The organism is Kribbella sp. CA-294648 (assembly GCF_050943845.1).
Taxonomy (GTDB): domain Bacteria; phylum Actinomycetota; class Actinomycetes; order Propionibacteriales; family Kribbellaceae; genus Kribbella.
In genome coordinates this window covers 188,080-206,354 of sequence record NZ_CP191981.1, presented here as the reverse complement: position 1 = coordinate 206,354, position 18,275 = coordinate 188,080, and the positions used below count along the sequence as shown (strand labels likewise).

Genomic DNA, 18,275 nt, shown 5'->3' with positions numbered 1-18,275 from the left:
GAACGTCAGCCGCCGCCGTTGTGTGAGGGCCCGAGCCTGCTGAGCACACCGGTGATGAACGGCGCCTTGCCGGCGCGATAGGCGGGACGGTCCCGATCGTCCGCCGCGGCCAGTTCGCGTTTGATCCGCGCATACTCGTCGCGATCGGCCGGCGTCTCCCGCAGGTGATCACGGAAGGCCAGCCAGGTCTGCCAGCCTGTCCAGGCAGCCTCCACGATGTGCAGGTGGTGTGAACGATGCTCGATCGTCGGAAAGCACAGCGACCACTTGCGGGCCGCGCTGTCGCCCGGCTCCGGCGCGACGCACCAGCCCAGTGCCGTCAGGCCGTCGAAGGCAGCTGCGCACTCGTCGTAGTCCCGGACCACTGCGGCCATGTCGATGATCGCCTTCGCCGGAAGGCCAGGGACCGACGTACTGCCGATGTGTTCTAGCGGCCGGACCAGCCAGGGAGCGAGGAGTGGCTCCACTCGCCGGCGCTGTTGCTCGAACAGCGCCGGCCAGCGGGCGTCGTACTCGACGATCTTGATGGGATCCAGCCGCATGCGACCTTGTCTACCAGGTGATCTGTACTGGCGTGGTCTTGGTCGTGTTGTTGACGGTCACGCCTAGTTGGACCGTGCCGGGGCGCAGTGCGGTGATGCGGCCGGTGGCTGGGTCGAAGGCGGCTACGGCCCAGAAGGGCGCAGTACGGACCGGTCCGATGTGCAGGAGGGACGAGCCGAACCAGTCGGCTGAGACCGGGAACGAGACCGGCACCCGGCGGTTGTCCTGTACTACGGTCGCCGCGGCCGGGGCACTCGTGCCCTGCTTGAGCTCAGTTGGTGCTGTCAGGTCCAGGGCATCTACGTGTGGCCGCAGCTCGACCTGGAACCAGGAGCGTTCCGGTGCCGACCAGTGGCGCTCAGCGGCGGCCGCCTCTCGCGCGTCGGGGTCGATGCCGACGAGAGCCCAGCCGGTGAACCCACCTGCGTCCGGTGCAGCCGCTGGCCCCTTGCCCATGTTCCCTGTCAACGGCAGCAGTACTCCGTCGGTCCGGGTGGCGGCAAACGTCCCGGCGTGAGCAGCCATGTACGCCGCCCCCTTGCCCGTCGATGCCCGGAAGTCGGCGAGCCAGCGGACCAGCAGCTCCGCTTCCTTGCGATCACCGAGCTGCGAGTTCTGCGTCGGCGACGGGTCGTCGATCGGGTGGTGCGCCATCACCACGACGTTGCGGATCGAGCGATTCGCCCGGGCGTCGTCGAGCTGCTGCTTGAGGTCGAGGATCTGCGCGAACCCACCGGCCCGCAACGATCCCAGCGAGGAGTCGCGCAGGATGAACCGCGTGCCCTTGTGGTCGAACGTGCTGGTCGGAGCGCCGAACACCTTGGTCCACTCGGACAGGTCGCCCGGTCCGTAGCTCTCGTGGTTGCCCGGCACGTAGTGCACCGGCACCTTGCTGGCCACCTCCTCGTCCAGGATCCGCTTGGCCAGCGCGATGTCGTTGGCGAAGGCCCGGTCGACGAAGTCGCCGTTGATCAGCAGGAACTCGGGATTCTGCGCGAGCGCCTCGCGGATCGTCCGGCGGGCCTGCTGGACGATGTCCGACTCGGGCGCGTCGGCGGTGAACTGCGCGTCCGACATCACCGCGAACTTCCACCGCTTGCCGCCCGTCGCGGTGCCGTCGGTGACCACCATCGGGTCGATCACCGTGGCCGGCGGCGCCATCGTCAGCGGCGGAGCGCTGCGCACGGTCAGGTCGTCGATCACGATCCGGCCCGCGTACTGCCGGGTCGGTACGGTCTCGACCACGTAGATCCGCCAGAACCGCAGCGGCATCGTCATCCCCGGCGGGATGTCCGCCTCGACGTACTTCCAGCCGGTCCAGTCGACGGACGCCGCGAGGTTGAGCGTCTTCGCCGAGCCACCGGCCGCGTCGTACGCGTTCGCCCGCAACCAGGCGCCCTTGCCATCGCCGTACACCCAGGCGCCGAGCTTCTGCGGCTGTCCGGGCAACGTCTGCTGCGGAGTCTGCGCCAGGTACGCCGCCCGCGTTGCGGTACTGCCGGTCAGCGAGTAGTCCAGCGCGATCGCCTGGCCGCCATCATGGCCCTCGGCAACCGACCTGGATGCTGTCGCGGCGCCGGCCGGTACTGCGTTCGCCTGCCAGCGGGTGAGGTCGTCGAGCTCATCCACCACCTGGCTGGTCAATCCGGCCGTGACGCTGAGCTGGGTGGTCAGCGATCCGACCTTCGCCGTGACAATCGTCGACACCGCGTCGGCGCTCACCGCCTTGACGTCGAACCCATTGCCACGAGCAACTATCGAGACGAGCTTGCTGTCGTAGCTGAGCTTGACGTCCTGCGGTTCGACCCAGGTGGAGAAGCCGTCGCGATCGAAGCCGTTGACGGTGAAGAAGCCACTGGAGGTTGCATCCGGCAACGACACTTGACGGGTCGAGGGCGCCAGGCGGATCGGCGTACCGAGGACTGTCATCGGGAAGCGGCCGCGGGCCACGCCCTTCAGGGCTGTGACGGTCACGTCGCCTGCCCGGCGACCCGTGACGACGCCCTTGCTGCTCACCGTCGCGTTGCTGCCCGCGAACCAGTACGGCGTACCGGCGGCCGGCGCGTAGGTCTCGTCGTGGCCGCGAGCACTCAGGATGCGGGTGAGGCCGGTGAAGACTCGGGAGCTCTTGGAGAGGTCGGCGTCGGCGTCTTCGGCCGCAGTACCGGCGGCTTCGAGCTGGAAGCCGGTGAGCTTGCCGGAGCCCTTGACCGGAAGGAGTCCCAGGCCGTTCGGAACGATGCGCTCGCCGCCGTCGGACGGATCGTTGACGATGCCGGGCGCAGCCTCGCCCGGCGACCGCGCGAGCATCGTGGAGGAGCCGCCACCGTCGAGGTTCAGGACGTCGTCGGCGCCGAGACTGACCATCAACTGGCCCATCTCCTTCAGCGTCAGCCCGCGTGAGCCGGTCGAGCGGCCGTCGACCGTGACCAGCACCATCCGCCGGCCGTCGTCGGTGAACCCGACCGCGGTCCGCGGCGCAAGATCAGCATCCGGTACGTCGGCCGGCACCTGCCCGTCGCGGGCCAGTTGCACGTTGCCGCTGATCGCTACCGCGGCATCCAGCGCATCGGCGCTCGGGCCGTATTGCACGTCGACCTTCTCACCGGTCTCGAACGCGGTCAGCGCGGTGGCACCCGCGTCACGACCGATCAAGGCCAGCTCGCCCGCGGCCAGCGGCGTAGTACCGGGGGTGGTGCTCGAGGAGACGACGACTCCGTCGCGGAGGACGACCTCACGGACCGCCGGTACTCCGTCGACGGTCCTGGTCCGGGCCGCCTCGCCCCACTCGGGCGTGTAGAGGCCGATGCCGTTCGCGCTGACGCCGGGTGAGTTGAGGTTGGTCAGGTCGAGCTTGGTGGCGTCGTCGTCGGTCGCGCTGCCCTTGAGGAAGACCTGGGCGATGCGGCCGAGACCGTCCTTACTGATCACTGCGGTCTCGTTGTGACCGGCCGCGGGCGCGTTGACCAGGCGGCCGCCGGTGCCAGCACGTTCGATACCGACGCCGAGGGGGGCGGTCGTGTCGTTGATGTCGAAGAAGTCGCCGTTGACGCCGGCGATCGCGCCCTTGCGGGCGAGCTGCTGGCTGAGCGGCTGACCGCCGGAGACCTTGCCGGAATTCACATAATCGACGGTGACGCCCTTGCGGTCGAGGTCGGCGACGAGGATGTCGCCGCGAAGCCAGCCGCGGGCGTCGAGCCGCTCGAAGGCGGTGTAGTTCACGCCGGGCGCGACGGGGCTGTCCTGGCGGCTGGTCACCAGCCCTTCGCCGGGCGGCGCGATGGCAACATCGGCGATATCGGACCCACTCGACAGCGGCCGCAGCGCCTCAACGGGCGTCTGCAGAAAGTCGAGACCGGGCCCGGGGGTTGCGGCTGCCGGGGCGAAGGCTGAGCCGGCCAGCAGACCACCCAGGAGGACAGCGGTCGTTGTACTGCGGCGGAGCGTCGCGCGGGCGGCCGGCTTCGACGGGCGGAGCTCGTGGCGGCCGGTCTGCGAGTGGGGTGGGCGGAAATGGGCATGCCTGGACACAGGGGCCTCCTCGGCGTGGACGGACGCGGCCATCCGACGCCGCAGGCACTACCCCGAGATGAGCCCTGAGTGGACGCCGGTCGACCAACCGGTGACAAAGTAACCTTTCCAGTCAGCAACCGGAAGGTTTCTGTCCCTCTTCGGCCCCGGCAACCGCCGCGAGAGTCCACTTTGTGCACGGGGTGAGCGCTCCGGCAGCGCCGAAACGCTCGGCTGGTGCACAAAGTCGCCGGGCCCGGCCGCCGGCCGCCTGCAGGCGAGCGGGGGCGGGGCGAGGAGGGCGCGCAGGGCGGGGCGGCGGGGGTCAGTCGAGGGCGACCGGGCGGCCGGCCGATTCCCAGGCGTGCATGCCGCCGTCGAGGTTGATCGCGTCGCGCCCCTCGGACGCCAGGAACTGGGTCGCCATCGAGGACCGGCCGCCGACCGCGCAGACGCAGAGCACCTTCTGGCCGAGCGGCACCTCACCGACCCGCTCCTGCAGCTGGCCGAGCGGGATGTGGACCGCGTTCTCGATGTGCCCGCGGTTCCACTCGTCGGGTTCGCGCACGTCGAGCACGAACGCCTCGGCGAGCAACGCGTCATCGACGTCGGCAACCACCACTGCGGGAATCTCCGGAGTCTGGAACATGTCCCGATCATTCCAGCCCCACCGGCCAGACCGGAATCCACGTCCCGGTTTGCCCCACCCAGCGCACCGAGCTGGCTGAGCGCTTCGGCAATCCGGCGGGCTACTTCAGGAGTTTGGACAGCCGGCGGTCGGCCAGCGGCTTGCCGCCGGTCTGGCAGGTAGCGCAGTACTGGAGGGACGAGTCGGCGAAGCTGACCTCGCGGACGATGTCTCCGCAGACCGGGCACTTCTGCCCCTTGCGGCCGTGCACCCGCATGCCGCTCTTCTTCTCCGACTTCAGGTCCTGGACGGCGAGCCCGGTCGAGCGGCCGACCGCGTCGCGCAGGGTCTCCTGCATCGCGTCGTAGAGCTGCTGGAGCTCGTCGGCGGACAGGTTCGATGCCGGCTTGAACGGGCTCATCTTCGCCACGTGCAGGATCTCGTCGGAGTACGCGTTGCCGATGCCGGCGATGACCGACTGGTTCCGCAGGACGCCCTTCAGCTGGACCCGGCCGGCCGCTTTCAGGATCTCGCCGAACCGGTCGGCGGTGAGCGTGAACGGGTCGGGGCCGAGCTTCGCGATCCCGGGCACCTCGGCCGGGTCGCGGACGACGTACACGGCGAGCTTCTTCTGGGTGCCGGCCTCGGTCAGGTCGAAACCGGAGCCGTCGTCGAGCACCACCCGGCAGGCGATCGGCCCCTTGCCGGGCCGGACCAGACCGGTGGATTGTTCCTCCCGCCAGCGCAGCCAGCCCGCGCGGGCCAAGTGGATGACCAGGTGGATGCCCTGCGCGGAGATGTCGATGAACTTGCCGTGCCGCTGGACGTCGTCGATCAGCAGGCCGACCAGCGACGAGATCGGCGGGTCGTAGGTCTTCAGCGCGCTGATCGCGGTGATGTCGGCGCGAACGAACGCCCGCTCGACGGCACGCTCCCGCAGGAACCCCGTCAGCGACTCAACCTCCGGCAACTCGGGCACCCGTCAAGTGTGCCCTACCCCACCGACACCACAACAGAAAAAGACGAAGGGAAGGAAGGCGGGCAGAGCGGCCGCGGGGCTGGGGCGAGAGGGCGAGGCGGGGAGAGGGCAGTGCGGGGGGTGGGGTGCGGGCGGTGAGGGGTTGGTGACTTGCGTGGGGGCGGGGGGTCGGTCAGGGTCTGGGGGTGACCGACGTACCGACGTTTCGCTACCACCCGGATCCGGTGGCCACCGGCGAGGTGATCACCAGCGACGACCCGTGCCGGTGCTGCGGCCGGCGGCAGGGGTTCATCTACACCGGGCCGGTCTACAGCGCGGAGGAAGTGGTCGAGGAACTCTGCCTGTGGTGTATCGCGGACGGTTCCGCGGCGACCCTCTTCGAGGCGGAGTTCACCGACGTCGTCAACGTCCCCGACGACGTCCCGCAGCCGATTCTGACCGAGGTGCTCACCCGGACCCCCGGTTTCAGCAGCTGGCAGCAGGAGCGGTGGATGTTCCACTGCGCCGACGCCGCGGCGTACCTGGGCAAGGTCGGCTACGAGGAGCTGGTGGTGGTACCGGAGGCGCTGGAGATGCTCCGGGAGGAGAACGCCCCTTTTCCCTGGTCCGACGAGCAGCGTGAGGCCTATTTACGGACCCTGACACCGACCGGCGAGGCGACCGCCTACCTGTTCCGGTGCCTGCACTGTGGCACTCATCTGACCTACGCCGACCACGCCTGAGGGATGAGTACGGGGGATCACCCATGGGGAATGGTTGCGGGTACCGCTACCTTCGAAGCAAGCAGAGAAGGAGGCCCCCAATGGGTTTCGTGAAGTCATTGCTCAAGGGCGCCGTGGTCGCCAAGGTCCTGCAGGTCGTGCAGCGGGAGGCCAGCAAGCCCGAGAACCAGCGCAAGGCCAAGGAGATGTTCAACAAGGTGCAGCAGCGCCGCAAGGGTCACTGACGACGGCGGGCTTGCAGGGTGTAGGTGGCGGGGAGACGCTCCGGTTGATCCGTGAGGCGCCACTCGCCCTGCTCGTCGCGCGTCATATGTCCCGGTAGTGGCTCCCACGGCGCACTGTCGTGCTCTTCGAAGTCGGTGACGTCGAGGCCGGCCTTCGTCAGCGCGGTGAAGATCTCGCCGAGACCGTGGTTCCACTCGTGCGTGACGTTGTGGCTGAACTCGACGTCCGTCTCGACGTAGGTGCCGCCCTCGTCCCAGATCTGCGGCGCCTCGGTTTCGAAGTACGGGGCCGCGAGGACGAGCTCACCGCTGGTCTTGGACACGTCCAGTGACCACAGCATCGGGTGTCCCTCCCGGATGAACAGCCGGCCACCGGGCTTGAGCAGACCAGCCACCACAGCTGCCCAGCGCTCGATGCTCGGTAGCCACCCGATCGCCCCGATCCCGGTGAACACCAGGTCGTACTGCGCCGCGCCGAGCACCTCGACCGCGTCGTACACGTCGGCCTGGTGGAAGTCGATCTCGTGCCCGAGCGAGTCGGCGAAGGACTGCGCCTGGGCGACCGCGGGAGCGGAGAAGTCCAGCCCGCTCATCCGGGCGCCGAGGCGGGCGAGCGAGACCGTGTCGGTGCCGATGTGGCACTGCAGATGCACGCCCCGGAGCCCGGAGATGTCACCCAGCCGCGGCAGGTCGAACCGCACGACCTCACTCAGGTACTGCGGGTCCGCGGCGAACCGGTCGACCTTGTAGTCCGGCGACGCGGCGTGCGCCGGCACTCGTTCGTCCCAGCTGGCCCGGTTCACTGCGCGGTAGTCGTCCATGGGCCCGACTGTGACACACCATCCCGCAGTACCGCCTGCTGTTTTCCCAATCACCAAAGGCCTACTGCGAATGGGCCTGGGCGGCGAGATCGGTCAGCGTGAGGACCTGTTTGCGCATCATCAGGAGGTCGCCCCAGGCGAGGAGTGTTCGGCGTACTGGGTTGCCGTGGGCCGGGAGTGCGAGTTTCACGACCAAGCGGGAGCCCGTGGTGGCCGGTACTGCGGCGTACGTGACGGCGAGCTCGCCGAAGAGGCGGAGAGACGCGCGGTCGACGAGTCGCAGCGTCAGTTGGTGGCCGGGGGTGAAGTCGGCGATCTCGAAGATGGTCATGAACCTCTGGCCCAGCTCGAGCTGGTCGGCGCCGGGGGACAGCGCGCGCGGACTGGTCTTGCCGAAGTTGTCGAGCAGGTCGTAGCTGTACGGCGCGATGCGGAGCTGGCAGATCCAGCGGAAGAGTGTGTCGGCATCGGCGGCCGAGTCGTATGGTATGGCCGCTCGCTAGGTGGTGCCGTACATCAGGCCGCGTGCCGACCGTGGTGGGCGAAGACGCGGGCGCTGCGGATGCTCACGACGGCGCCGGGGGTGGAGGCGGGCTTGTGGGAGAACGGCTCTGCCGCGCCACCGAGGGCGAGCAGGTCGAGCTTGGTCCTGGCGAGATCGCGGTCGTCGGCCGCCTGACGGCCCAGGGGCCCGAAGCCGTCGGCGTTGCGCCTGTTGCTGACTTCGAGAGCCGCGATCACTACCAGCGCGAGTACTGCGAGAACTACGATTCCGGTCATGGCAGTAATCTTGCTACCAACCAGATCCCGCCACAATTGGCACTACTGACCATCATGCACAAATTTCTGCCATACTGATTCGCATGCTGCGGAAGATCGCTGTCGTCCTGATGGAGGACGTCGCCCTGTTCGAGTTCGGGGTGCTGTCGGAGGTGTTCGGGATCGACCGGACCGACGACGGCTGCCCGCCGTTCGACTTCAAGGTGTGTTCGACCACGCCGGGTGTGCCGCTGCAAACCAGTAGCCACTCGTCGGTGATCGCGCCGTACGGGCTGGAGGAGCTGGAGGACGCCGACCTGGTCGCGCTGCCGGCCACCACCTGGCGCGGCTCGTACGACCAGCGCATCCTGGCTGCCCTGCGCAAGGCGCACGAGCGCGGCGCGATCCTGCTGACCGTCTGCTCGGGCGCCTTCGTACTCGGCGAAGCGGGTCTGCTGAACGGGCGTAGCTGTGCGACCCACTGGCGGTACGCGGACAAGTTCCGGCAGCAGTTCCCCGAGGCCAAGCTCGACGCCGACGTGCTGTTCGTCGACGACGGCGACATCATCACCAGCGCCGGCACGGCGGCCGGCATCGACGCCTGCCTGCACCTGGTCCGCCGGGAGCTCGGCAGCGCGGTGGCCACCCGGATCGCCCGCCGGATGGTGGTCCCGCCCCAGCGAGACGGCGGCCAGCGCCAGTACGTCGAAGTACCGGTGCCCGAGTCGTCCGGGGAGAGCCTGCAGCCGGTCCTCGACTGGATGGTCGGCAACCTGACCATCGAGCACACCGTGCCGGAGCTGGCCCGCCGGGCGAAGATGTCCGACCGCACGTTCGCCCGCCGCTTCGTCGCCGAGACCGGTACGACGCCGCTGAAGTGGGTCACCACGCAACGCGTCCTGCACGCGAGAACCCTGCTGGAGCAGACGAAACTCGGCATCGAGCAGATCGCGACCGAATCAGGATTCGGGACGGCGGCGTTGTTGCGCCATCACTTCCGTAGAGTGGTGGGCGTGCCACCACAGGATTATCGCCGCACCTTCCAGACCACCAGCTGATGCCGCCGGACCAAGCACCCGACCTGGCAGCTGACCCCACCGCCGTGTCCGCCCCGGCAACGGCCGCGCCTCGTGTCGAGGTGGCTGGCGAGCTCGCCTTCCGGTCCGCCGAGGCTGCGGATGCGCCCGCCGTACTGGATTTCTGGGCCGACGCCGCCGAGGACTCCGATCGCCCGGCCGACTCTCTCGACGCTGTCCGCCGGCTGATCGCCCGCGACCCCGACGCCCTGGTCCTTGCCTTGGACAACGACCGGGTCGTCGGGTCGATCATCGTGGGCTGGGACGGCTGGCGATGCCATCTCTACCGGCTCGCCGTCGCCCCCACCCACCGCCGGCGCGGGATCGCCCGCAAGCTGATCGCGTTCGCGGAGAGCCGCTTCATGGAGTACGGCGGCACCCGCGCCGACGCCATGGTGCTCGACACCAACACCGAGGCACACGCCGCCTGGCGCAACGCGGGCTACGCGCCCCAGCCCAACTGGTCTCGCTGGGTCAAACCGCTCTGATCAGACCGACCGCTGGTACGTGCGGAAGGCCCGGGTGGAGAGGTAGCCCACGATCAATGTGAAGGCCACCAGGTACAGACCGTGCCGGGCGACCGAGTTCCAGTCGGGATCGGCCGACAGTGCCTGGCGTGCTGCGATCGCGGCCCAGTCGACCGGGTTGAAACGCGCCGCGACGCCGACCCACTCGGGCGCCAGTTTCGGGTCGAGCATGATCGAGGACATGAACGTCAACGGCAGTGAGACGAACTGGGAGATGCCGATCAGCGCGTCCTGCTGACGGGTGAGCAACGCGACCGCGTTCGAGAGCGAGCCGAACGCCGTACCGACGAGCATCGACGCGACGATCGTGACGACGTACCCGAGCACGCCGCCGTCGTACCGGGCACCGGCCGCGAAGCCGATTGCGAACACCAGGACGGTCTGGATCATCGTGGTGGTCCCGTTGCTGATCAGTTGGCCGGCCATCAGCGCGCCGCGGCGTACCGGTGAGGCGAGCATCCGGTCCATCACGCCGCGTTCCATGTCCGCGATGAACGACGTCCCGCTCCAGCCGCTCGTCATCAGCGCCGTCATCATCACGATGCCCGGCGTCAGGAACGCGATGTACGACGAGTCGCCGAACCCCGGAATCGCGACCACCCCCTTGAAGAGCTGCCCGAAGAGCAGCAGCCAGATCGCGGGCTGGACCAGCGTGAAGACGATCAACGCGGGCGACCGGTACTGCGCCTGCAGCCACCGTCTCGCGATGAAACCGGTGTGGCTGAGGAACCCTCCCGGGCGGACCCGACGGTCGGTGGCACCTCGTTCCGCCGTCAGCGCGCTCATGCGGCCCCCTCCTCGTCCTTCTCGGCCGACTTGAACGAGCGGCCGGTGTACTGCAGGTAGACGTCATCCAGCGACGGCCGCGAGACCGTCACCGCCATGACCGGAATCGTCTTCTCCTCAAGGGCTCCCAGTACTGCGGGAACCGCGGTCGCGCCGCGATCGACTCGCGCCCGCAGCGTGTTGCCGTCAGCAACGATTTCACCGATGCCAGGAAGTGCGGTGAGAAGGCTGCGGACCGCGCCATCGGTGTCCGGGGCAACGAGCTCGACGTGCACCGAGTCGCCGCGGAGCTCGGCCTTCAGCGCCTCGGGGGTGCCTTCGGCAACCACTTTGCCGTGGTCGACGATCGCAAGCTGGTCGGCGAGACGGTCGGCTTCCTCCAGGTAGTGGGTGGTCAGCAGGACGGTCAGACCTTCGGTGCTGGCCAGTCGCTCGACCTCCGCCCACAGGTCCGCGCGGGCTTCCGGGTCGAGGCCGGTGCTCGGCTCGTCGAGGAAGAGTACCCGCGGGCGGTGGACCAGCCCGAGAGCCACGTCCAGCTTGCGCTGCATGCCGCCGGAGTACGTGCGTACCTGCCGCGCCCCGACGTCGGTCAGGTCGAAGCGTTCGAGCAGCTCGGCGGCCCGGCGTACCGACTCCTGCCGGGTCAGCCCGTAGATCCGGCCGGACAGGACCAGGTTCTCGACGCCGGTCGCCATCGGGTCGGAGCTGGACTTCTGCGGTACGTAGCCGATCGAGTGCCGGACCTCCTCCTGCTGCTTGCCGACATCGAAGCCCGCCACCCGCGCTGTCCCGGAGTCGGCCCGCGACAAGGTGGTGAGGATCTTCACGGTGGTGGACTTGCCGGCGCCGTTGGGCCCGAGCAACCCCAGTACTACGCCCTCCGGGACGGTGAAGCTCAACCCGTCGAGCGCCCGCAACGGCGGCTTCTTGCGGCCGGCGGGATAGGTCTTGACCAGTTCTACTGCCTCGAGGGCAGGGGGTAATGCCATGGCGATGCGACTCCTCTGAACGAGTGATGAGGAGTTGAACCCGGCGTACCTGGCTATCCTGTGGTTGCGCCTTGGGCCAGGTCTCGCTTGCGGGATCGACTCGAGGAACTGCGGCCTTCGACCCGGGCGTTGCCGCGCCCTGGTCGGGGGCCGTCCTACTTGCTTACTTCGCTGCTGGTGGGACCTCCTTGAGCCAGGGGAACTCCTCCCCGAAGTACTTGACCGGGTCCTTGAGCAGGTCGGCCGCCGTGATGCCGAGCTTCTCGGCCAGCTCGTGAGCCTTGCGCCAGAAGGCCGAACCTTCCAGCTCGTCGTTGCGGATCTCCCGGATCAACCGCCGCAGGTAGGTGATCTCGGCCTGGACCAGAGCGAGCCGGAACTCCGACTCGATCCAGAACACCCTCGGCAGCTTTGCCGCCGCCACCGTCGCGTGCGCTTGGTCGAGCTCCTCGACCTCGGCATCCAGCGCCCTGAGCCGCTGCTCCAGCAGCTCGACCACTGTGGCCGGTGGCAGCGCGGGTGCGTAGGCGAGGCCCGCTTCCAGCTGACTGAACTGACGCTCAGGCGTGCCGAGCAACTCCGAGAGCCAGTCTTTGAACTCCTCGCGCCCGGCCTCGGTGATCGCGTACACGGTCCGCTCCGGGCGATTGCCGTCGCGCACGGTCTCGACCGCCTCGACATACCCGTGCTTCTCAAGTGCGGCCACGACCGAGTAGAGCGAGCCGTAGTTGAGCTTGATGCTCATGTCCTTGCCGCGCGCCTTGAGCATCGAGGAGATCTCGTACGGGTGCATGGGCCGCTCGGCCAGACTCCCGAGCACGGCGAACGCCAACGGATTGGCCACCTTGCGCCGCGCCATCACTCAACTCCTCGATCTCAAGTACTCGAAATCGAGTATTCGTCTCCGGCTATCCGATGTCAAGTAGTCAGACGGCCCGCTCGAAGAGCACCTCCAGGCCGTCCTCCTCGTCCCACTGCTCGCCGGCCTCCAGGAAACCGAAGCCCGCGATGGTCGCCAGCGAGGCAGCGTTCGTGGGACTGATCGAGGCACGCACCACCCGTACGCCGGGCTCAGCCGCGGCTTGCTCGATCAGCTTGGTGAGCGCTGCCCTCCCGTAACCGCGACGACGGTACTGCTCGTCGACGGTGTAGCCGACCTCGACCATGCCGTTCTCGTCGGGCGGTCCGTGGTAGCCGGCGTGGCCGACCACTGTGCCGTCGGGCTCGGACGCGATCGCGTGGATGAGCCACCGGGCAGAGCCGGGATCGCCCTTCACCTGCGGGAGGCGGAAGTTGATCAGCCACTTCGAGTGCTCGTTCAGGAACAGCTCGGTCAACTCGACGCCGGCCTCCCGGTTGGCCGTTGGCAGGTCGTCGGCGAGCAACGCTTCCATCGTTGCCGCGGACAAGGGCACCAAGCGGACCTGCTGTGTCGTCATGGCGATGATGCTGCTCTGCGCATCCCGCCACGTCTAACGGTTTAGGCCGCTAGTGGTTCAGCGCTTCGGCGTACCAGGGCTTGATGACGGTGTCGATCAGGGCGAGGCGCTCGTCGAAGGGGAGGAACGCGGACTTCATCGCGTTGATCGCGAACCAGCGGAACTCGGGCAGGCCGTAGCCGAACGCCTCGGCGAGCAGGGCCAGCTCGCGACTCATCGACGTACCGCTCATCAGCCGGTTGTCGGTGTTCACCGTGACCCGGAACTTCAGCTTGGTGAGCAGCCCGATCGGGTGCTCGGCGATCGAGTCGGCCGCGCCGGTCTGCAGGTTCGAACTCGGGCACATCTCCAACGGGATCCGCCGGTCCCGCACGTACGCCGCCAGCCGGCCGAGCTCGACCTTGCCGTTGGGCTCGTCGTACGTGATGTCGTCGATGATCCGGACGCCGTGGCCGAGCCGGTCCGCGCCGCACCACTGGATCGCCTGCCAGATGGACGGCAGTCCGAACGCCTCGCCGGCGTGGATGGTGAAGTGCGCGTTCTCGCGCTGCAGGTATTCGAAGGCGTCCAGGTGCCGGGTGGGCGGGTAGCCGGCCTCGGCACCGGCGATGTCGAAGCCGACGACTCCGCCGTCGCGGTAGGCGACGGACAGTTCGGCGATCTCCATCGACCGCGCCTGGTGCCGCATCGCGGTCAGCAACTGGCGCGCGACGATCGGCCGCTCAGCCTTGGCCATCCCGTCGTCGAAGCCCTCGCGGACGGCATCGACGACCTGCTCGAGGCTGAGCCCGCCGGTGAGGTGCTGCTCCGGCGCGTAGCGGATCTCGGCGTACACGACGCCGTCCGCGGCCAGGTCCTGCACGCACTCGCTGGCGACCCGCTTGATCCCCTCAGCGGTCTGCATCACCGCGACGGTGTGGTCGAACGTCTCCAGGTACCGCTCCAGCGATCCGGAGTCGGCCGACTCGACGAACCACTGCCCAAGCTCACCGGCATCGGTCCGCGGCAGCGTGTGCCCGGCCTCAGCCGCCAGCTCCACGATGGTCGCCGGCCGCAGACCGCCGTCCAGATGGTCGTGCAGCAGCACCTTCGGCGCGGCCTTCAACTCCTCCTGCGTGATCATCCAGCCATCTTGCCCCAACCTGCCCGGAGAAGGCCTTCGTGTCGGCACCCGACCCGCCCCGATCCTGAGTCGCATGAACGCGCATCCCCCGGCCTGGTACCCGGAGTTCCTCGACGCGGTGTCGGCCCACGTCGCGGCGGACCAGGACAACCCGATCCTGACCGCGTGGTCGATCGGCCACGAGATCCTGCGCCGGCAGACCAGCCCCGGCTGGTCGAGCCGCACAATCCTCCACCTCTCGGCAGACCTCAAGGCCCGCTTCCCCACCCGCAAAGGCCTCTCCCCCCGCAACCTCCGCTACATGCGCGCCTTCGCCCAAGCCTGGCCCCACGAAGCCTTCGCCCGAGGCCCCCTGTCCCAACTCCCCTGGCACCACCACCTACTCCTCATCCAAAACCTGGACGACCTGAACCTCCGCCTCCGCTACGCCCGCCAGTCCCTGGAAAACAACTGGACCCACCAAACCCTCAACTCCCAAATCAAAGCCCACTCCCACCACCACAAGCCCAAGCGTTGAGCTGGCAGGGCAGACAATTTGTGCAAGCGCGCTTGCACAAATTGTCAGGCGGGGTGGATTTTGAAGACCGGTACTCCGGGGGCTACGTGGAGGAGGATTTCGGTGGGGGAGTCGGCTCGGACGTCGTTGCCGAAGAAGGCGCCGACTTCCCAGGCCCACTTCTTCAGGTAGGTGCGGATGATGTCGGGCTTGTCGGTGTCGGTGAGTTCCTCGGCGCGGAAGTGTTCTACCTTGCGGCCGAGGCGGAGGGTGCCGGTGTTGCTGGCTCGGAGGTTGCGGACCCATTGGGTGTGGCCGCGCGGGGCGACGAGATAGCGCTGGCCGTCTACGGTCAGCAGGTTGACTGGGGTGCTTCGCCACGCGCCGGACTTGCGGCCCTGGACCGACAGGACGCGGCTGCCCATCAGGCTGATGCCGAGGTTCGTCAGGCCGGCGACCATCTTGTTCATCACCAGCATGCTGCGTCGGCCGCTGGTCACCACTCGCTTGTCGTTGTACTCCTGCATCGCCATCGCCTCCCAGTCGTCGAGAGCAGTGCTCTCTGTTGTGACCAGTGAACACCACCACCGTTCGGCGTGTCAAGAGCAGTGCTCTCGATTTAGTTCGGTGCTCGTGGCAGACTGACCGGCATGAACACAGAGGCCGGCAGGAACGCAGGACGGACTGCCCGTGATCGCGCCCGGGCCGAGCTGACGCAGGAGATCAAGGACGCCGCCCGCCGCCAACTGGCCGCGGAGGGCGCCGAGCGCCTCTCGCTCAGAGCCGTTTCGCGCGAGCTCGGGATGGTCTCCTCCGCGCTCTACCGGTACTTCCCCAGCCGCGACGAGCTCCTGACCGCGCTCATCATCGACGCGTACGACGCGCTGGGCGCCGAGGCGGAGGCAGCGGCGAAGAGCGAGTCGGAGCCACGCGCTGCCTGGCTCGCGGTCTGCCGGGCGGTCCGGGCCTGGGCGATCGCGCACCCGCAGGAGTACGCGCTCATCTACGGCTCACCGGTCAGCGGCTACCAAGCGCCTCAGTCGACGGTCCAGCCGGCCAGCCGGGTCATCCTCGTCCTGTTCGGCATCCTCGGTCAGGCGCAGGCGTCCGGCGTACTGGTTCCGCCCGAGGATGCGCCCGAGCCCGAGGGGTTACTGGCGGAGCAGCTCGGAACGCTCACCGGCTATGCACCCGGCGTACCGCTGAAAGTTCTCGGCCGTACTGCGATCGCGTGGACTCAGCTGTACGGGATGATCAGCTTCGAGCTGTTCGGCCAGCTGGTCGGCTCGATGGACCCGGCCGACGAGTTCTTCGCGGACGCGACGGAACAGCTCGCCACGTTCCTCGGCCTCCCCTGATCGGGCTCAGCTGAAGGCTTCCGGGAGCGGGACGTTGAGCGCGATCTCCAGCCGACGGATGTAGACGTCCCGCGGGATCGCCACCGCACCCAGCGTCGCCAGATGGCTCGTCACCCACTGGATGTCCAGCACCCGATCGGCGGCGTACTTGTCGCTGAGCAGCTCCACCAGACCGGCCACCGCCGCCTTCGAGCCGTCCGTCTTGTGGTGGAACATCGACTCGCCCGCGAACAGCCCGCCGATCGCCACGCCGTACAGGCCGCCGGCCAGCTCGTCGCCGTCCCAGGCCTCCACCGAGTGCACCCAGCCGAGCTCGTGCAGTCGCGTGTACGCCGCGATGATGTCCGCGTCGATCCAGGAACCCGGCCGGCGCGGGTCGGCGCACGCGCGGATCACCTGGTCGAAGGCGGTGTTGACGCGGATCTCGAAGCGTTGCCGGGCCCGCCGCAACGACCGGGACGGGTGGAACCCGTCCACCTCGATCACGCCGCGATCCACCGGCGACCACCACAGCAGCGGCCCATGACTGTCCGGCATCGGGAACAGCCCGCGCTTGTACGCCGCCAGCACGGTGCCCGGCTCCAGATCCGCTCCGGCCGCGACGACATCGCTCGGACCGGCAACCGCGACCGGCGGGAAGTCCCACACGGAGACAGGTGGTTCGACAGGCACCCCACCATCCTGACCTACCCGCCACCGGGCGAAACGCGCGGCACCACCGCAACAACTGTTGACAGCGATCGAGTTGTGCAACATATGCTGCTGGCCATGAAGATCGTCAAGGAACTCGAAGGTTCGGGCGGGCTCGCGGCCATCGCCCGGATGACCGAGGCGATCGCCGCACTGGAGACCCGCAGGACCGAACTGATCGAGCAACTGCGGTCCCAGCGACGAGCGAGCTGGGAGGAGATCGGGCAGGCGTGCGGCATGACCCGGCAAGGTGCGAGCCGGCGATGGTCGCGGCAGGCGCACGCGGCTTCCTTCGGCGCGGCAGCCGCGGCGTACCGGCGAGGACGGCCGCCGTACCCGGAGTCGGCCGTCGACTGGCTGATCCCCCGTACTGCGCGGTCCGTGCTGGACCTCGGCGCGGGGACCGGGAAGCTCACGCAACTGCTGGTCGATCGCGACGTGGCGGTGACGGCCGTCGAGCCGTTGGCCGCGATGCGCGAGGAACTGGTCGCGGCGGCGCCTTCGGCCGACGTACGGGATGGATGGGCCGAGGCGATTCCCCTGGAAAACAAGGCTGTTGACGCTGTGGTCGTTGCGCAGGCGTGGCATTGGTTCGATCCCGCGAAGGCGCTGCCGGAGATCGCGCGCGTGTTGACGCCCGGCGGGACGCTCGGCTTGGTGTGGAACGTCCGCGACCACAGCGTGCCCTGGGTGGCCGAGCTGGATCGCGTACTGCACCGGCACACGCGCCAGGAGATCGACACGAGACCATCAGTCGGTACTCCGTTCCGCGAGGTGGAGCGACTCGAGGTCCGGTGGGAGCACGCGCTGACGCGGGACGAGCTGCTCGACCTGGTGGCGTCGCGGTCGTACGTGATCACCATGCCGCGCAGGGATCGGGACGAGCTGATGCACCAGGTCACCGAATTGCTCGACTCGCATCTCGACCTACGCGGCCGCAAGAAGCTGACGATGCCGTATGTGACCCGCTGCACCCGCGCCCGCCTCGCGCCGTGATCAACCTGAGGGTGTTGGGGGCCGCGGACGCTTCGCAGTACCGGGCGTTTCGGTTGGAAGCGTTGCGGATGACGCCGACGGCGTTCACTTCGACGTACGCGGAAGATGTTGATCAACCGCTGGAGGTCACGGTCAAGCGACTGACCGATCACGCCACTGTGGGTGCCTTCGACGGCGAGTGGCTGGTCGGTATCGCTGGGATGGCTAGCGACCCGCGGCAGCAGGTGCGGCACAAGGCGACGCTGTTCGGGATGGCGGTCGCGCCGGAGGCCAAAGGGCAGGGTGTCGGCAGGGCGCTGGTGATGCGGATCATCGAGCTCGCGACGGCGACGGACGGGTTGCGGCAGATCGTCCTGACCGTGTCGGAGGGGAATGTGGCGGCTGAGCGGCTGTACCGGTCCTGCGGTTTCGAGCAGTGGGGACGGGAACCGGCCGCGGTGATGGTCGACGGCCTGCCGGTCGCCAAGCTGCACCTGATCCGCCGGCTGTAATCACTGGCTGTAGGTGGGGGACTGGCCGGGGTTTCTCCCGAGTGGCGCGACCTGGTGTGGCACGTAGAGTTGACAGTGCTGCGCCCGCCCGCCGGACTCCGGGGGTGGGTGTCCG

Annotated in this window: 22 protein-coding genes; 8 read left to right on the top strand and 14 right to left on the bottom strand. The window is 68.4% G+C overall.

From position 1 onward, the window contains the following. Positions 1 to 5: 5 nt before the first annotated feature. From ACQPYM_RS01020 to ACQPYM_RS01005, 4 genes are all read right to left on the bottom strand, one after another. A complete protein-coding gene (locus ACQPYM_RS01020; RefSeq protein WP_433013271.1) occupies positions 6 to 542 on the bottom strand; it encodes a GrpB family protein in 537 nt (178 codons plus the stop codon). Positions 543 to 552: 10 nt separating this feature from the next. Next, positions 553 to 4,074: a phosphodiester glycosidase family protein gene (locus ACQPYM_RS01015; protein ID WP_433013268.1), complete on the bottom strand. Its 3,522-nt coding sequence runs from the start codon at positions 4,072 to 4,074 to the stop codon at positions 553 to 555. Between the two features lie 304 nt (positions 4,075 to 4,378). Next, complete coding sequence (locus tag ACQPYM_RS01010; protein WP_433013265.1) at positions 4,379 to 4,702, bottom strand: rhodanese-like domain-containing protein; 324 nt, start codon at positions 4,700 to 4,702, stop codon at positions 4,379 to 4,381. Positions 4,703 to 4,802: 100 nt separating this feature from the next. Next, entirely contained in the window at positions 4,803 to 5,660 is an 858-nt protein-coding gene (locus tag ACQPYM_RS01005; protein WP_433013262.1) for a DNA-formamidopyrimidine glycosylase family protein, read from the bottom strand. A 185-nt stretch (positions 5,661 to 5,845) separates the two neighbouring features. Here ACQPYM_RS01005 and ACQPYM_RS01000 point away from each other — a divergent pair, with 185 nt between their 5' ends. Then, entirely contained in the window at positions 5,846 to 6,382 is a 537-nt protein-coding gene (locus ACQPYM_RS01000; protein WP_433013259.1) for a CbrC family protein, read from the top strand. Between the two features lie 80 nt (positions 6,383 to 6,462). Beyond that, a complete protein-coding gene (locus tag ACQPYM_RS00995) occupies positions 6,463 to 6,606 on the top strand; it encodes a hypothetical protein (RefSeq protein WP_433013256.1) in 144 nt (47 codons plus the stop codon). On the opposite strand, the gene ACQPYM_RS00990 is transcribed toward ACQPYM_RS00995, so the two are convergent. The 3 genes from ACQPYM_RS00990 to ACQPYM_RS00980 form a co-directional block, all read right to left on the bottom strand. After that, positions 6,600 to 7,427 (bottom strand): class I SAM-dependent methyltransferase, encoded by an 828-nt coding sequence (locus ACQPYM_RS00990; RefSeq protein ID WP_433013253.1) that lies wholly within the window; start codon positions 7,425 to 7,427, stop codon positions 6,600 to 6,602. The two genes, ACQPYM_RS00995 and ACQPYM_RS00990, sit on opposite strands and share 7 nt — an antisense overlap. A 61-nt stretch (positions 7,428 to 7,488) precedes the next feature. After that, on the bottom strand, positions 7,489 to 7,758 hold the full coding sequence (locus tag ACQPYM_RS00985; RefSeq protein ID WP_433013250.1) for a hypothetical protein: 270 nt from the start codon (positions 7,756 to 7,758) through the stop codon (positions 7,489 to 7,491). A gap of 185 nt (positions 7,759 to 7,943) precedes the next feature. Next, entirely contained in the window at positions 7,944 to 8,207 is a 264-nt protein-coding gene (locus tag ACQPYM_RS00980) for a hypothetical protein (protein WP_433013247.1), read from the bottom strand. A gap of 83 nt (positions 8,208 to 8,290) precedes the next feature. Here ACQPYM_RS00980 and ACQPYM_RS00975 point away from each other — a divergent pair, with 83 nt between their 5' ends. Together ACQPYM_RS00975 and ACQPYM_RS00970 are read left to right on the top strand one after the other, a co-directional pair. Next, positions 8,291 to 9,244 (top strand): GlxA family transcriptional regulator, encoded by a 954-nt coding sequence (locus ACQPYM_RS00975; protein WP_433013244.1) that lies wholly within the window; start codon positions 8,291 to 8,293, stop codon positions 9,242 to 9,244. Next, positions 9,244 to 9,750: a GNAT family N-acetyltransferase gene (locus tag ACQPYM_RS00970; protein ID WP_433013241.1), complete on the top strand. Its 507-nt coding sequence runs from the start codon at positions 9,244 to 9,246 to the stop codon at positions 9,748 to 9,750. The genes ACQPYM_RS00975 and ACQPYM_RS00970 overlap by 1 nt, the downstream gene beginning before the upstream one ends. Here the strand turns inward: ACQPYM_RS00970 and ACQPYM_RS00965 are convergent, their stop codons facing one another. The 5 genes from ACQPYM_RS00965 to ACQPYM_RS00945 form a co-directional block, all read right to left on the bottom strand. Further along, complete coding sequence (locus ACQPYM_RS00965; protein ID WP_433013238.1) at positions 9,751 to 10,575, bottom strand: ABC transporter permease; 825 nt, start codon at positions 10,573 to 10,575, stop codon at positions 9,751 to 9,753. Beyond that, on the bottom strand, positions 10,572 to 11,567 hold the full coding sequence (locus tag ACQPYM_RS00960; protein WP_433013235.1) for an ATP-binding cassette domain-containing protein: 996 nt from the start codon (positions 11,565 to 11,567) through the stop codon (positions 10,572 to 10,574). Before ACQPYM_RS00960 ends, ACQPYM_RS00965 begins: the two co-directional genes overlap by 4 nt. Before the next feature lie 163 nt (positions 11,568 to 11,730). Further along, positions 11,731 to 12,426 (bottom strand): PadR family transcriptional regulator, encoded by a 696-nt coding sequence (locus tag ACQPYM_RS00955; protein ID WP_433013232.1) that lies wholly within the window; start codon positions 12,424 to 12,426, stop codon positions 11,731 to 11,733. Between the two features lie 67 nt (positions 12,427 to 12,493). Continuing rightward, positions 12,494 to 13,006: a GNAT family N-acetyltransferase gene (locus tag ACQPYM_RS00950; protein ID WP_433013229.1), complete on the bottom strand. Its 513-nt coding sequence runs from the start codon at positions 13,004 to 13,006 to the stop codon at positions 12,494 to 12,496. A 49-nt stretch (positions 13,007 to 13,055) separates the two neighbouring features. Beyond that, positions 13,056 to 14,129 carry an adenosine deaminase gene (locus ACQPYM_RS00945; RefSeq protein ID WP_433013226.1) on the bottom strand — a complete coding sequence of 358 codons (1,074 nt, stop codon included), beginning with the start codon at positions 14,127 to 14,129 and terminating at the stop codon, positions 13,056 to 13,058. Positions 14,130 to 14,202: 73 nt separating this feature from the next. Between ACQPYM_RS00945 and ACQPYM_RS00940 the strand changes: the two genes are divergently transcribed. Beyond that, complete coding sequence (locus ACQPYM_RS00940; RefSeq protein WP_433013224.1) at positions 14,203 to 14,646, top strand: DUF1016 N-terminal domain-containing protein; 444 nt, start codon at positions 14,203 to 14,205, stop codon at positions 14,644 to 14,646. A gap of 44 nt (positions 14,647 to 14,690) precedes the next feature. Here the strand turns inward: ACQPYM_RS00940 and ACQPYM_RS00935 are convergent, their stop codons facing one another. Continuing rightward, complete coding sequence (locus tag ACQPYM_RS00935) at positions 14,691 to 15,158, bottom strand: nitroreductase family deazaflavin-dependent oxidoreductase (RefSeq protein ID WP_433013222.1); 468 nt, start codon at positions 15,156 to 15,158, stop codon at positions 14,691 to 14,693. A 117-nt stretch (positions 15,159 to 15,275) separates the two neighbouring features. Here ACQPYM_RS00935 and ACQPYM_RS00930 point away from each other — a divergent pair, with 117 nt between their 5' ends. After that, positions 15,276 to 15,983 carry a TetR/AcrR family transcriptional regulator gene (locus ACQPYM_RS00930; protein WP_433013220.1) on the top strand — a complete coding sequence of 236 codons (708 nt, stop codon included), beginning with the start codon at positions 15,276 to 15,278 and terminating at the stop codon, positions 15,981 to 15,983. Positions 15,984 to 15,989: 6 nt separating this feature from the next. On the opposite strand, the gene aat is transcribed toward ACQPYM_RS00930, so the two are convergent. After that, positions 15,990 to 16,655, bottom strand: coding sequence for a leucyl/phenylalanyl-tRNA--protein transferase (gene aat, locus ACQPYM_RS00925; protein WP_433013218.1), 666 nt, complete (start codon positions 16,653 to 16,655; stop codon positions 15,990 to 15,992). 96 nt (positions 16,656 to 16,751) lie between these two features. Between aat and ACQPYM_RS00920 the strand changes: the two genes are divergently transcribed. Beyond that, the gene (locus ACQPYM_RS00920; protein WP_433013216.1) at positions 16,752 to 17,669 is read left to right on the top strand and encodes a class I SAM-dependent methyltransferase; all 918 of its coding nucleotides are present in this window, start codon (positions 16,752 to 16,754) and stop codon (positions 17,667 to 17,669) included. Then, positions 17,666 to 18,160 carry a GNAT family N-acetyltransferase gene (locus ACQPYM_RS00915; protein WP_433013214.1) on the top strand — a complete coding sequence of 165 codons (495 nt, stop codon included), beginning with the start codon at positions 17,666 to 17,668 and terminating at the stop codon, positions 18,158 to 18,160. The genes ACQPYM_RS00920 and ACQPYM_RS00915 overlap by 4 nt, the downstream gene beginning before the upstream one ends. Positions 18,161 to 18,275 lie beyond the last annotated feature (115 nt).

Bases quoted from the DNA above. Each gene is read 5' to 3' on its own strand.
- ACQPYM_RS00970 (WP_433013241.1), top strand. From the start codon at position 9,244: ATGCCGCCGGACCAAGCACCCGACCTGGCAGCTGACCCCACCGCCGTG.
- ACQPYM_RS00960 (WP_433013235.1), bottom strand. From the start codon at position 11,567: ATGGCATTACCCCCTGCCCTCGAGGCAGTAGAACTGGTCAAGACCTAT.
- ACQPYM_RS00955 (WP_433013232.1), bottom strand. From the start codon at position 12,426: ATGGCGCGGCGCAAGGTGGCCAATCCGTTGGCGTTCGCCGTGCTCGGG.
- ACQPYM_RS00945 (WP_433013226.1), bottom strand. From the start codon at position 14,129: ATGATCACGCAGGAGGAGTTGAAGGCCGCGCCGAAGGTGCTGCTGCAC.
- ACQPYM_RS01020 (WP_433013271.1), bottom strand. From the start codon at position 542: ATGCGGCTGGATCCCATCAAGATCGTCGAGTACGACGCCCGCTGGCCG.
- ACQPYM_RS01010 (WP_433013265.1), bottom strand. From the start codon at position 4,702: ATGTTCCAGACTCCGGAGATTCCCGCAGTGGTGGTTGCCGACGTCGAT.
- ACQPYM_RS00935 (WP_433013222.1), bottom strand. From the start codon at position 15,158: ATGGCGATGCAGGAGTACAACGACAAGCGAGTGGTGACCAGCGGCCGA.
- ACQPYM_RS00980 (WP_433013247.1), bottom strand. From the start codon at position 8,207: ATGACCGGAATCGTAGTTCTCGCAGTACTCGCGCTGGTAGTGATCGCG.
- ACQPYM_RS00985 (WP_433013250.1), bottom strand. From the start codon at position 7,758: ATGACCATCTTCGAGATCGCCGACTTCACCCCCGGCCACCAACTGACG.
- ACQPYM_RS00995 (WP_433013256.1), top strand. From the start codon at position 6,463: ATGGGTTTCGTGAAGTCATTGCTCAAGGGCGCCGTGGTCGCCAAGGTC.
- ACQPYM_RS00940 (WP_433013224.1), top strand. From the start codon at position 14,203: ATGAACGCGCATCCCCCGGCCTGGTACCCGGAGTTCCTCGACGCGGTG.
- ACQPYM_RS00950 (WP_433013229.1), bottom strand. From the start codon at position 13,006: ATGACGACACAGCAGGTCCGCTTGGTGCCCTTGTCCGCGGCAACGATG.
- ACQPYM_RS00975 (WP_433013244.1), top strand. From the start codon at position 8,291: ATGCTGCGGAAGATCGCTGTCGTCCTGATGGAGGACGTCGCCCTGTTC.
- ACQPYM_RS00990 (WP_433013253.1), bottom strand. From the start codon at position 7,427: ATGGACGACTACCGCGCAGTGAACCGGGCCAGCTGGGACGAACGAGTG.
- ACQPYM_RS00930 (WP_433013220.1), top strand. From the start codon at position 15,276: ATGAACACAGAGGCCGGCAGGAACGCAGGACGGACTGCCCGTGATCGC.
- ACQPYM_RS00965 (WP_433013238.1), bottom strand. From the start codon at position 10,575: ATGAGCGCGCTGACGGCGGAACGAGGTGCCACCGACCGTCGGGTCCGC.
- ACQPYM_RS00920 (WP_433013216.1), top strand. From the start codon at position 16,752: ATGAAGATCGTCAAGGAACTCGAAGGTTCGGGCGGGCTCGCGGCCATC.